This is a genomic window from Cognatishimia sp., assembly GCF_964229375.1.
In the GTDB taxonomy this organism is placed as follows: Bacteria; Pseudomonadota; Alphaproteobacteria; order Rhodobacterales; family Rhodobacteraceae; genus Cognatishimia.
On the sequence record NZ_CAXREH010000157.1, the window covers coordinates 1 to 12,723 of the forward strand.

Annotated in this window: 13 protein-coding genes; 9 read left to right on the forward strand and 4 right to left on the reverse strand. The window is 59.1% G+C overall.

Annotated features, from left to right (window positions below; translation table 11 throughout):
- From ACEQWH_RS11975 to holA, 3 genes are all read left to right on the forward strand, one after another.
- A partial coding sequence (locus ACEQWH_RS11975; RefSeq protein WP_370231196.1) for a class I tRNA ligase family protein occupies positions 1 to 1,560 on the forward strand: 1,560 nt, incomplete at its 5' end.
- The gene (gene lptE / locus ACEQWH_RS11980) at positions 1,547 to 2,044 is read left to right on the forward strand and encodes an LPS assembly lipoprotein LptE (protein ID WP_370231198.1); all 498 of its coding nucleotides are present in this window, start codon (positions 1,547 to 1,549) and stop codon (positions 2,042 to 2,044) included. The genes ACEQWH_RS11975 and lptE, both read left to right, overlap by 14 nt.
- Positions 2,041 to 3,066, forward strand: coding sequence for a DNA polymerase III subunit delta (gene holA, locus ACEQWH_RS11985; protein ID WP_370231199.1), 1,026 nt, complete (start codon positions 2,041 to 2,043; stop codon positions 3,064 to 3,066). The genes lptE and holA overlap by 4 nt, the downstream gene beginning before the upstream one ends.
- Here the strand turns inward: holA and ACEQWH_RS11990 are convergent.
- Positions 3,052 to 4,221, reverse strand: a complete 1,170-nt coding sequence (locus ACEQWH_RS11990) for a TIGR03862 family flavoprotein (protein ID WP_370231202.1) — start codon at positions 4,219 to 4,221, stop codon at positions 3,052 to 3,054. The genes holA and ACEQWH_RS11990 overlap by 15 nt on opposite strands.
- A complete protein-coding gene (locus tag ACEQWH_RS11995; protein WP_370231204.1) occupies positions 4,218 to 5,537 on the reverse strand; it encodes a mechanosensitive ion channel family protein in 1,320 nt (439 codons plus the stop codon). The genes ACEQWH_RS11990 and ACEQWH_RS11995 overlap by 4 nt, the downstream gene beginning before the upstream one ends.
- Before the next feature lie 68 nt (positions 5,538 to 5,605).
- Between ACEQWH_RS11995 and ACEQWH_RS12000 the strand changes: the two genes are divergently transcribed.
- Positions 5,606 to 5,902 (forward strand): HNH endonuclease, encoded by a 297-nt coding sequence (locus ACEQWH_RS12000; protein WP_370231206.1) that lies wholly within the window; start codon positions 5,606 to 5,608, stop codon positions 5,900 to 5,902.
- Here the strand turns inward: ACEQWH_RS12000 and ACEQWH_RS12005 are convergent.
- Positions 5,899 to 6,510, reverse strand: coding sequence for an enoyl-CoA hydratase/isomerase family protein (locus ACEQWH_RS12005; protein WP_370231207.1), 612 nt, complete (start codon positions 6,508 to 6,510; stop codon positions 5,899 to 5,901). The genes ACEQWH_RS12000 and ACEQWH_RS12005 overlap by 4 nt on opposite strands.
- Positions 6,507 to 7,256 (reverse strand): SDR family oxidoreductase, encoded by a 750-nt coding sequence (locus ACEQWH_RS12010; RefSeq protein WP_370231210.1) that lies wholly within the window; start codon positions 7,254 to 7,256, stop codon positions 6,507 to 6,509. The genes ACEQWH_RS12005 and ACEQWH_RS12010 overlap by 4 nt, the downstream gene beginning before the upstream one ends.
- A gap of 124 nt (positions 7,257 to 7,380) precedes the next feature.
- Here ACEQWH_RS12010 and ACEQWH_RS12015 point away from each other — a divergent pair, with 124 nt between their 5' ends.
- From ACEQWH_RS12015 to ACEQWH_RS12035, 5 genes are all read left to right on the forward strand, one after another.
- Entirely contained in the window at positions 7,381 to 8,901 is a 1,521-nt protein-coding gene (locus tag ACEQWH_RS12015; protein ID WP_370231211.1) for a hypothetical protein, read from the forward strand.
- Between the two features lie 124 nt (positions 8,902 to 9,025).
- Entirely contained in the window at positions 9,026 to 10,372 is a 1,347-nt protein-coding gene (locus tag ACEQWH_RS12020) for a TldD/PmbA family protein (RefSeq protein WP_370231213.1), read from the forward strand.
- A complete protein-coding gene (locus ACEQWH_RS12025; RefSeq protein WP_370231215.1) occupies positions 10,359 to 11,132 on the forward strand; it encodes a 3'(2'),5'-bisphosphate nucleotidase CysQ in 774 nt (257 codons plus the stop codon). The genes ACEQWH_RS12020 and ACEQWH_RS12025 overlap by 14 nt, the downstream gene beginning before the upstream one ends.
- A gap of 62 nt (positions 11,133 to 11,194) precedes the next feature.
- Positions 11,195 to 12,406, forward strand: a complete 1,212-nt coding sequence (locus tag ACEQWH_RS12030; protein ID WP_370231217.1) for a 3-deoxy-D-manno-octulosonic acid transferase — start codon at positions 11,195 to 11,197, stop codon at positions 12,404 to 12,406.
- 2 nt (positions 12,407 to 12,408) lie between these two features.
- Positions 12,409 to 12,723: tetraacyldisaccharide 4'-kinase (locus ACEQWH_RS12035; RefSeq protein WP_370231219.1), on the forward strand; the 315-nt coding region annotated here is incomplete at its 3' end.

Here is a 12,723-nt window from a genome sequence, read left to right on the forward strand (position 1 = left end):
TTTGCCTGCCCGGCCCATGACCAGCGTGACCTGGACTTCTGCCGCAAATACGATCTGCCTGTCATCGACACGTTCTTTGCGATGGACAATGACACTCCGGTCGCAAACGAAGCTTTTGTGCCGCCGAAAACCGAAAAAGTGCGCTGGGTGAATCACTTTGCAGGGCTGACAGAGGCCACCGGCGAAGAGGCGATCAACGCCACCGTTGATTTCGCAGAGAACGCAGGCTGGGGACAGGGCGTCACCAAGTATCGACTGCGCGATTGGGGTCTAAGCCGCCAGCGGTACTGGGGCTGCCCAATTCCGGTGGTGCATTGCGAAACATGCGGTGTGGTCCCTGAAAAGAAAGAAAACCTTCCAATCGAGCTGCCTTACGATGAGGACGGCAAAGCGATTGATTTTTCCGTTCCTGGCAACCCGCTGGACCGTCACCCAAGCTGGCGCAATTGCAAATGCCCATCTTGTGGCGCGGACGCGCTGCGTGAAACCGATACGATGGACACGTTCGTCGACAGCTCGTGGTATTTCGCGCGCTTCACGGCGCCACGCGCCCAGACGCCGACCAATGCCGAGGACGCAGACTATTGGATGAACGTCGACCAGTATATCGGCGGCATCGAACATGCGATTCTGCACCTACTCTATTCCCGCTTTTTCGCGCGTGCGATGAACATCACGGGCCATCTGCCAGAAAAATCGAAAGAGCCGTTTGACGCTCTGTTTACCCAAGGCATGGTGACCCACGCGATTTACAAACGCGAAGGCGACAATGGCCGTCCGGTCTATTACTTCCCCGAACAGGTCGAGCTGAAGGACGGCAAGGCCTTCCTCATTGAAGATGGATCCGAGGTCGACATCGTGCCAAGCGCCAAAATGTCGAAGTCCAAAAACAACGTGGTTGACCCTCTGGCCATCATCTCGGCCTATGGCGCGGATACCGCCCGTTGGTTTGTTCTGTCCGACAGCCCGCCCGAACGCGATGTGGAATGGACCGCATCCGGCGCTGAAGCCGCGTTTAAACACCTGACACGTGTGCACCGCATTGCAGCAGAAGCCGCAGCAAGCGATGCGGCGCCAAACGGCAACGACGAGCAGCTGCTTCGCGAAACCCACAAGGCGATCCGCGACGTGACCCTTGGCGTGGAAAGCTTTGGTTTTAACGCCTCGATCGCCAAGCTCTATGGGTTCACCAACACATTGGCGAAATCCAAAGCGGGCGCGGCGGCCAAACAAGAGGCCGCCAAGACGTTGGCTCAGCTGATGGCTCCAATGACTCCGCACTTGGCTGAAGACATGTGGCAGCTGCTGGGCGGTGAGGGTCTGATGATCCACGCGCCTTGGCCGGTTGCTGACGACGCGATGCTGGTTGAAGCCAATGTGACGCTGCCGATCCAGATCAACGGCAAACGCCGCGCAGAAATCTCTGTTCCGAAAGATATGTCGAAGGAAGAGGTTGAAAAAATTGCGCTGGCGCAGGAAGCTGTGGTCAAGGCGCTGGACGGGGCCCAGCCCAAGAAACTCATCGTCGTCCCCGGACGGATTGTGAATGTGGTCATCTAATCTTACCCGCCGCTTTGTTCTGATCGGTGCAACCGCAAGCCTTGCTGCCTGCGGTTTCACCCCGGCCTATGGCCCCAACGCCGCATCAAACCGCGTTTTGGGCCAAATCGCCGTGGACGAGATCAAAACCAGCGACGGGTTTCACCTGACGCGCCAATTGGAGCACCGATTGGGCCGCAGCGCTGCGCCGCAGTTTGGCTTGTCTGTTGCGCTGACCACCCGCGAAGAAGGCGTTGCTGTCACCTCTGACAACCAAACGACGCGGATCGAAATCTTTGGGGAAGCCACCTTTGCCCTGCGCAATCTTGCGGACAACGCCGTGGTGCTGTCTGGTAAAACGCGCAACTTCACCGGCTATTCCACAACCGGCGAAACCACGTCCGAGCTTGCTTCGGAACGCGACGCGCGCGAGCGTTTGATGATTATCCTCGCAGATCAGATCGCAACCCAGCTCACCGCGCGGGCTGGCGAAATTTCCGAATGAAACTGAGCCCCCGCGACGCGCGCGGCTACTTCACCAAACCTGATCCCAGTCGTACGGGCATTCTGATCTATGGCCCCGACGCCATGCGCGTGGCTTTGAAGCGTCAGGATTTGATCGCAGCCCTCATCGGCCCACAGGGCGAAGAGGAAATGCGGCTGACCCGCATTCCCTCTGCCGATCTGCGCAAAGACCCGGCTATTTTGCTGGACGCGATCAAGGCGATTTCGTTCTTCCCCGGCCCCCGGGTTGCCTTTGTCGAAGACGCAACCGATACCGCAGCCCCTGCGATCCTTGCCGCGTTGCAAGACTGGAACACGGGCGATGCGCAGATTGTGGTCACAGCAGGGCAACTGAAAGCCAGCTCAAAGATCCGCAAGGCCTTTGAAGCGCATAACAACGCCTATGCCACAGCGATCTACAATGATCCCCCCAGCCGCGACGAAATCGAAGCAGAGCTTGCCACCGCAGGCCTGACCCAAATCGACAGCGCTGCAATGACCGACCTGACCAATCTGGCCAAAGCGCTCGATCCCGGTGATTTCCGCCAGACGCTGGAGAAGCTCGCGCTCTATAAACATGGTGACAACACGCCTGCCAGTTCGGACGATGTGGCCGCTTGTGCGCCGACGTCAACCGAGGCTGCGCTGGATGACATGTTGAACATCGTGGCCGAAGGCCGCGCGCCTGAAATCGGCCCCGTCATGGCAAAACTCAAAGCGCAAGGCACACAACCGGTGGGGCTGTGCATCGGCGCGACCCGCCATTTTCGCGCACTTTACGCGGCAGCCTCGGATCCCGGCGGCGCGGCGCAGGGGATCTCACGCATGCGCCCGCCGATCTTTGGCCCACGCCGAGACCGCATGGTGCGTCAGGCGCAGGGATGGGGCGCGCCCAAACTGGAACAGGCTTTGACGATACTGACGGATACTGACTTGCAACTGCGGTCTGCCAACCAAAGCGCGCCCGCCATGCCCTTGGTTGAACGCGCGCTGCTTAGGCTGGCGATGCTAGGCCGCCGATAGCGCGTCGAGATACCGCGCGGCTGACAAACCCGCCCAGCGTCCCGTCGCGAAGCAGGCGGTCAGCAGATACCCGCCCGTGGGCGCTTCCCAATCCAGCATTTCCCCCGCCGCAAAAGTTCCCGGCCGGTCTTTCAGCATGAGCGTGTCATCCAGCGCATCAAACGACAGCCCTCCGGCGGTCGAAATCGCCTGATCCATGGGGCGCGGACCTTGCAGTTGAACTGGCAGGTTCTTGAGCAAACCGACCAGATCATCGGGCAGAGGACGCCCGAACTCCATCAACAAGGCTTGCTTCACTGCGTCCAGTTTCAATGTCTTGCGCAAATGGTTGCTGAGGCTTGCTTTGCCCCGAGGTCTTGCCAGCCGCCTGCGCACCTCGTCCTCCGACAGATCGGGCAACAGATCCAGCGTCAGCGGTGCCCCTTCGCGCAGCGCGCGCGAGATTGCATAGATCCCGCCGCCTTCGACCCCCGTTTCCGAGAGGACAAATTCCCCCCGAACGCTGTGTTGTCCGGCATGCAAAGCCACAGATTTTACGGGCGCACCAAAGTGCTTAGCCATATGCGACGACCAGTTTACAACAAAGCCAACATTGGCGGGCTGAAACGGCACCACCGGCAGGTCTGAAAATCCCGCCCAAGCCCCATCCGAGCCAAGCCGCGCCCAGCTGGCACCGCCGCAGGCCAAAATGACCACATCAGGCGTCATTTCGACCCGACCCTGAAGCGTGTCAAAAACATACCCGTCCGCCATTCCGACCCATCGGTGACGCGTCTTGATGTCAACGCCCTGCGCCGCAAGACGCGCAAGCCAAGCGCGCAAAAGCGGCGAGGCTTTCATAACAGTCGGAAACACGCGCCCGGTCGAGCCCGTGAACATCTCTTGGCCCAGCGCTTCGGCCCATGCTGTGATCTCTTTGGGTCCAAAGGCTTCAAGCATCGGGCGCAATGTCGGTGATGCGTCCGAAAATGCAGACAAGAACTGGGCAAAGGGCTCGTCTTTGGTCAAATTCAGCCCGGACTTCCCCGCCATCAGAAACTTGCGCGCAACGGATGGCTTGGCCTCGGCAACACAGACCGCATGGCCCGCCGACGACAGCATATCCGCCGCCATCAAACCTGCGGGGCCGCCTCCGATGATCAGCGCGCGTGTCATGCTTTGGTGGGTACCGCGCCTTTGATCTCTACGACGCGATGCGGGTAAGGGATCTCGATGTCGTTGTCTTTCAGCGCGTTCCAGATCGCAAACAGCACTTTCGGTGTGAACTTGTTCTTGCCGTCATCAATGCCATTCACCCAGAACTCCACAGCAAAATCGATGCCGCTATCGCCAAAACCACGCAACTCGCAATCTGGGCCGTCAGGCTCTTGCAGAACAAAGTCCAGCTTTGCGACGGCCGCTTCGATGATGTCCGGCACTTTGTTGATGTCGGTATCGTAACTCACCGAGAAGGGCGCCTCATATCTGTTGGCAGAGCCGCTGTCCGAGAAATTAACCACCCGAGTCGTGATGAAGTCTTCGTTCGGCACAACTATCCAGCGCCCGTCAAAGGTTTCAAGAATGGCCGCGCGTGCGGTCATCTTTACGATGGTACCGGCCTCGCCCCCATCCAGTTCGACATAGTCGCCAACGGTCGCCTGACCTTCCAGCAGCAGAATAACCCCTGAGATAAAGTTGCTGGCGATCTTTTGCAGACCAAATCCAAGACCAACGCCGATGGCACCGCCCAGAACCGCGAGTGACGTCAGCGAAATACCCATGATGTTCATCAACAACAGGAAAGCGACACCGAAAATCGCGATCTCACTGGCTTTGGTCGCCAGCTCGCGCATTGCGGGGCGCATGTCTTCTTGTTTTTGAATGATCGCGGTGGACTGCGCATTAGACCAACGCCCAAGCCAGAAAATCACACCGCCGACAATCAAGAACCGGACGAGGAACAACAAAGAGAAACTCAGATTTCCCAGTGGCACCACGGTCGCTTCAAGCTGTGCGGTGACGACTCCCATCAGACCAAGCGCGTAAAGCGCGGCGATGGGCACAAGGAAGTATTTGCCAATCGCTTTAAACAGCCGATCCTGCACGACCTCTTTCACCAGAATGCGCACGGCGATGAACAGGATGACCCGATTGCCAAAGGCGATGACCGCACCCGAGCCAAAGATACTGCGGGTGATGTTTTCTCCGACATCGGTGAACGCATAGGCCAGCAGCGGGAACAGCAATGGGACGAATTGCGCCAGAAAGCGACGCGCTTTGGCAAGGATGCTGTCATTGTCCTCTGCCGGTGTCAGCCACCGGGTCAGGGGCGCCTTCAGCCGTCGACTGACCCAGAGGGCCGCCACAAACGCGACCACAAGCAACGCAAACTGCGACCACGCCGCCGGACTAAGCAGCCATTGCTGCGCAATCGCCCAACCCTGTTCGAGATAGCCGATCGCGGTCTGAAGAATGTCTGACTGGTTTTCCATTGCAGGCCTCACCCATGCTTGCTTTGGTTTTTCTTGCCCTCTCGCGCAGGAAAGCTCAAGACAAAGGAATGGAAGACCCGATTTGCCCGCTGTGCGGACGCCCCATTCCACCCAAGGCGAAACAGAGCCTGCACCACCTGATCCCAAAGCTGAAAGGCGGGAAGAACGGGCCTGTGGTTTTGCTCCACCAGATCTGTCACAGCGAAATTCACGCGACCCTCACAGAAGCAGAGCTGGCGCGCGACTTTCACACGATAGAGGCGCTCCGGTCGCATCCAAGGCTAGCCAAATTCATCACGTGGGTCGCCAAACGCCCTGCAACGTTTCATTCAAAAACACCGGGAAAGCGGCGCAACAGACGCTAGCGGCACATCTGTTTGATCTGACTGGCGAAGGCGGGATCTGCGGCTAGAACGTGCTCTGCCAAGCTGCGCGCGGTGGGCATCAGCGCGTCAGGCTCTGTGATTTTGTCGATCAAGCCAAAGTCGCGCGCATCTTGTGCGGTGATCTTTTGCCCGCTCATCAAAACAAGTTTTGTGCGCGCAGGGCCAATCAGCGCGGCCATGCGTTTGGGGTCTGATGGCTGGGGCAGGAAGCCCAGTTTCATCACGGGATAGAAAAACTTGGCCGTTGGCACTGCGATGCGCATGTCACAGGCCAAGGCCATCCCCGTTGCGCCGCCAGCAAGCGTTCCGTTCAGCGCCGCGATTGTCAGGCAGGGCAAATCCGCGATGGCGCTCGACAGGCGTTCCCAGACATCATCCGTGGCCAGCCCTGCGCGGGCCTCGTCCAAATCGGCCCCAGCTGAAAATACCTTGCCTATGCCGGTTATTACCAGCGCCCGCGCGTCTTTCGCAGCCAGAGCCGCCTCGGTAAGCAGTTCCAGCATCTCTTTCGTCAAGCTGTTGGCTTTGTCAGGTCGGTTGATCGACAGAATCCAGAGCCCGCTGTCTTCTTTGAGAAGGTCGATCACACCAAACCCACCTTGGCGCGGATGTCTTCGTCGCGCAGGGACACTTCGGCGCCCAAAAACGCATCCGCCTCGGCCCCGCACATCCACAGAAGCGTTTTCGCGGGCCATTCAGCGGGCACGTGGTCCTCCCAGTTCAGCTGGCTGACCGGGTTAATGCCGCTTGCCTTGATATCGCGCTGCATCTGCGTTGCGACTGTTCCGGGCGACAGGCTGATCGCGCGAATGCCTTGCGCGCGGGCCTCTTTGTCGACCATGCGGGTCAGCATCAATGCCCCGGCTTTTGAGGAGCAATAGTGTGACCACGCTTCGACCGGTCCGTGCGCGGCCCCCGAACCAATCGTCAAAATCGTACCGCCTCCTTGCGCGATCATCTCTGGCATGGCGGCGCGCATACCGTGAAAGACACCCTTTAGGTTAACGTCGATCACGTGGCCCCATGCTTCGGGATCCACCTCGGACAGATGCGCAATCGGCTCGATAGCGCCTGCGTTGTTAATCAGAATATCAAGGCTGCCAAAGGTCGAAATACAGGCTTTCACCGCAGTCTCGACTTCCCAATAGCGACTTACGTCACAGGGAATCGCCAAGGCCTTGTCGCCAAGTTCAGCGGTCAGATCCGCAATTGCCGCCTCGTTGCGCGCCAGCAAAGCCACATTTGCGCCGGCTTCGGCAAAGATACGCGCAGCACTTTCACCGATTCCACGGCTAGCGCCTGTAATTAAAACAGTTTTTCCCTGCATATTCATGAGTTCACCCCTCCTCATTCATGGTTCTTTTCAAGATAGGGGCCGCAAGTTGTGGGGTCCACCCTTGACCCGCTTTCCCCCACATCCGACATTGGGGTTAACGAGTTACTGGAGGGGACGCGTTTTGACCCAATCATTTGTTTCGCGCGGCGCGCTTGCCGCTTGCACCGCCGTTTTGGCCACACCAAGTTTCGCTGACATCACACCCGCAGACGTCTGGGACAGCTGGCAAAGCTATCTGTCGGGCTTCACTCTGGACATGACAGCGACCGAGCAGCGCACCGGAGATGACATCCTCGTCACAGATGTCTCGATTTCGTTTGAAGTGCCAGACGAAGACGGCACGGTCACAATCACCCTGCCGGACATGGACTTTATCAGTCGCGGGGACGGGACGGTTGAAATGAAGTACGGGGCAGACATGTCTGTCACCGCGCGGATCGAGGGCGAAGGCGGACCCGACAGCCAGGCCACGATCGATATTGTTCCTGTTGGCCTGTCGACAATCGCATCGGGCGAGCCAAACGACATCACCTATACCTATTCAGCCGCCTCGCTCACCTATAGCGTGGCCGAGGTTCTGGTCGAAGGCGCACCCATTGCAGAGATCGGCGCACAGATCGAAGGCGATGTCACCGTCACCGGCATGACCGGACTCGTGAAAATCGCGACCGAGGGGCTGACCTCGATCCAACAGGACGTACGTTATGACTCCATGACCTATGACGTCCGTTTCGTCGCCCCAGAGGATGACGGCAGCTTTGTCACAGCGGGCACCGTCGACGATCTGCGTGTCGAGTCGGCCCTGTCTATTTCGCAAGACATCGATCTAGAGAACCCCTTCTCGATCTTTAACGAAGAGCTGAATATCTCGATCGAAGCCTCGCAAGGCGCGTCGCAGTCCAGCATGTCCGGCAATGATGGCAACGCACCGTTTTCATCAGAGTCCGCATCCGCGTCGGGGTCTTTTGGCATGCTGTTTAACAGCGACGTGCTTGAAGCATCGATGAGCAGCTTTGACGCCAGCTTCAACTTCTTTGGCGAAGACATCCCATTGCCGGTGTCTGGCGAAGTCGGCGAAGCGTCTATGTCCTTCTCGCTGCCTTTGGCCGAGACCGCGGACCCACAAGACTTCTTTATGAATTTCGCGATTGTGGACGCCATTATCCCGGACCTTCTGTGGAACATCTTTGATCCCGGTGCGGCCTTGGAACGTGGTCCGGCAACGATCAGCGTTGGCATGGAAGGCACGACCAAACTGATGATGGGTGCATTCAACCCAGCCTTCTTTGAAAGCGACGATGTTCCGGCGACGCTGGAATCCCTCAGCCTGACAGATCTCGAAGTCTCGGTGGCGGGCGCAGAGCTGACCGGTGCTGGCGATTTCACCTTTGACAACACCGATCTGTCGAGCTTTGACGGCTTCCCACGTCCTGAAGGCGCTGCGGATTTCCGCCTGACCGGAGGCAACCAGCTTTTGGACAGCCTTATCTCGATGGGGCTTGTGTCTGAGGGCGACGCGATGGGCGCGCGCATGATGATGGGCGTCTTCACCGTGGCAGGCCCGGGCGACGACGAACTAAATTCGCGTCTGGAAGTGACCGGCGAAGGCCACGTTCTGGCAAACGGACAGCGGTTGCGCTGATTTTCAGACCAAAGACAAGAGGCCGCCCATCATCCGGGCGGCCTTTTTTGTGGCGCTTTGGGTCGCGCCCCTTGAGTCACACTGCCCCGAGGTCTAACTCAATGACACCACAGGCGGAGGCAACATGACCGAGACATTGCAACAGCTCAGCGAAAAGCTTTTGGATCTGGCTAAGGCCGCTGGCGCAGACGCCGCGGATGCCATCGCCCTACGCGGCACCTCTGTGTCCATCGACGTGCGGGGCGGTGCCCTTGAAAACGCCGAACGCTCAGAGGCGACCGATCTGGGTCTGCGTGTCATTCTGGGTCAAAAACAGGCAAATATATCTACGTCGGACGTGCGCGAAGAGACGCTGCGCACGATGGCCGAGCGCGCGGTTGCAATGGCGGCCGAAGCGCCGGATGACCCCTATATCGGACTGGCCGATCCTGCTGATATTGCAAAGGATTGGGATCTGGATGCGCTGGAACTCTGCGACCCGTCGGGCGAGCCGGACCCCGCCGCATTGCAACAAGATGCCACTGACGCTGAAGCGGCCGCGCTTGAGTATGACGGTATTTCGCAGGTTCAGTCGGTCTCGGCGGGCTATGGGCGCACCGATGTGCACATGGCAGCCACGAACGGCTTTTCGGGTGGCTACGCCCGCAGCGACCGGGCGATCTCTTGTGTCGCGATCGCAGGCACAGGCGCCGATATGGAGCGTGATTATGACTATGACTCGCGCATTTTCCAAAGCGACCTGGCCGACCCGCGCAGCATCGGCACAAGCGCGGCAGAGCGGGCTTTGTCACGCCAAAATCCGAAACGCCCCCCAACCGGGGCCTATCCGGTGCTGTTTGACGAGCGCATCTCTGGATCTCTGATCGGCCACCTGATGAGCGCAATCAACGGGGCCGCCATTGCACGCGGCAGCTCTTGGTTGCTGAACGATCTGGGTGCCGAAATCCTGCCGAAAGGCCTGTCCTTGATCGAAGATCCCCATCGCGCCCGCACACCAAGATCGCGCCCGTTTGATGCCGAGGGTCTGCCTACCCGGTCGCGCAAAATTATTGATCAGGGCGTTCTGACGGGATGGACTCTGGATCTGGCAAACGCGCGAAAACTGGGCATGCAAAGCACCGCCAGCGCCGCCCGGGGGGTCTCTGGACCGCCCTCGCCAACTTCATGGAATTTGGCGCTGACTCAGGGTTCGCAAAGCCGCGAAGAATTGATCCGCGACATGGGAACCGGTCTTTTGGTCACGTCGATGATCGGATCCACGATCAACCCCAACACTGGCGACTATTCTCGTGGGGCAACAGGGTTCTGGATCGAAAATGGCGAGATCACCTATCCGGTCAACGAATGCACCATCGCAGGGAACCTGAAAGACATGATGATGTCCCTAACCCCTGCCAATGATGCACGCCTGCATCTGTCCAGCGTTGTCCCAAGTTTGCGTGTCGAAGGGCTGACCCTTGCTGGAAACTGATCTGGATCTTCTGATTGCCGCTGCCAAAGAATCCGGCCGTATCGCGACGGGGTTTCATGGATCGACCTATGAAACATGGGACAAGGAAGACGGCGCAGGGCCGGTGACGGCTGCTGATCTGGCGGTCAACCGGATGCTGGAAGTCGAACTGCGCGAGGCGCGGCCCGACTATGGCTGGCTGTCCGAAGAATCCGCCCCGCAAGAGGATCGCCAGCACGCCGAGCGCGTCTTTATCGTCGACCCTATCGATGGCACGCGCAGCTTTATCGAAGGGTCTGATACCTGGGCCCATTCCATTGCGATTGCAGACAGGGGCGACGTCGTGGCCGGTGTCGTCTATCTTCCCAAACGCGATCTGATGTTCACGGCGGCCAAAGGTAAAGGGGCGTTTCTGAACGGCACGCCAATAGCGCCCAGCACACGCGACACCCTGACGGGTGCCAATATCCTCGCGACCCGCCCAAGCTTTGAGCCGCGCCACTGGAAACGCGTTCCCGATGTCACCCGCAATCACCGTCCCTCGCTTGCCTATCGGCTGGCCTTGGTGGCACAGGGAAAATTTGACGCCATGCTGACACTGCGCGCCACATGGGAATGGGACATCGCAGCGGGCGTTTTACTGCTTGAAGAAGCGGGTGCCATGGCCAGCGACAAACACGGCCAGCGCTTGCGGTTCAACAACCCCGACCCGCGCCTGCCGGGAATGGTCGGCAGCAACCACGCCCTGCACGCTCAGATCCTGGACGCCTTGGCAGCCTAAACTTGTGAGACGCCGCCAGACGGCATAGTCTTTGCGAAACGAACTTCGGGCAGCACTTTTTAATGGCCAAACCGCTATCTCTGACCACGTATCTGGCCCTTGCCCGGCGCGAAAAGCAGACCCCTTTGGATGTCTCACAAACACGGCCCGGGGGGTATCTGATCTGGCTGCACTGCAACGACATCCAACGCGCTACGGCCTTGGCGGACTTGGGGCAGAGGCTGGCTGCACAGAGCGACGCGCAGCTTTTGTTAACCGTCCCCTTCGGCAGCCAATGTCCAAGTGGCTTGACCGAAATCGCAGTCTGCGCCGTCTCGCCGTCCGAGAATCCCGAAGATATTCAGACGTTTCTGAGCCATTGGGCACCGGATTGTTGCATCTGGATGGGTCACGAGCTTCAGGCCGGTTTGATCGAAGCCGCGCACAGACGAAATATACCGCTGTTTTTGATCGACGCCGATGATCCTGTTCTAACAGCGCGGACGACACGCTGGCTGCCTTCGCCGAAACGGGCGGTTCTGCAGATGTTTTCCCATATTTTCGCCCGCGAAGATGCCGCCGCGAAACGGATCTCGCGATTGGTAAAACAAAATACGCCGGTTAGCGTGACCGGGCACTTGATCGAAGAGAACCCGGTTTTGCCTTGCAACGCCGATGATCTTGACGCGTTAAGCGATGCTTTGGTTGCCCGCCCCTGCTGGCTGGCGGCCCGTATTCAACCGGACGAGCTGCCCTTGATCCTCGACGCCCAGCGCAGCATCAGCAGATTGTCTCCACGGATCGTTTTGATTCTTGTGCCCGATGACCGCACCCAAGCGCAGAGCTTTTTGCACCTCAGCAAAGAGTTCGGCCTGCATGTTGCGCAATGGGACGACGGGGAATTCCCAACCGAGAAAACGGATATCCTGCTGGCGGAAAACCCGAAAGAATTGGGTCTGTTCTATCGGATTGCCCCGATTACATTTGTTGGGTCATCCCTAAAGCCGAAACACGGCGGCCGCGATCCGTTTGACGCGGCGGCGCTGGGGTCGGCCGTGCTTTATGGACCCAGCGTTCACAACCACCTGAACGCCTATACGCGCCTTGCCAATGCGCAGGCCGCCAAAGTCGTGCAAAATGCGCCTGCCTTGGTGCGCGCTTTGGAAGAGCTGATGGCGCCGGATAAAGTGGCAACGATGGTGCACGCGGGTTGGGATACGGTCTCACAGGGTGCGGGGGTCATCAACCAAATCGTCGCCGACATCAACGCGACCATCGACAAGGCGGAGACCTAAGCATGCGGCCACCCGGATTTTGGAATTGGGAGCCAAGCCGCGTCAGCCTGCGCAGCCTTTCCCTTGCGCCTATGGGGTGGCTCTATGGGGCGGTCACGGCGCGGCGGGTCGCGCGCCCTGCCGAGTTTCGCGCCAACGTCCCTGTGTTGTGCATCGGCAATCTGAATGCTGGCGGCACTGGCAAAACACCAACGGCAATCGCGCTGATCCAGCACCTGCAAGCCAAGGGTCTGACCCCGCATGTGATCTCGCGCGGCTATGGCGGTTCTACAACCGAGCTAACGCGCGTGGATGAGCGTGCCCATAGCGCAGCTATG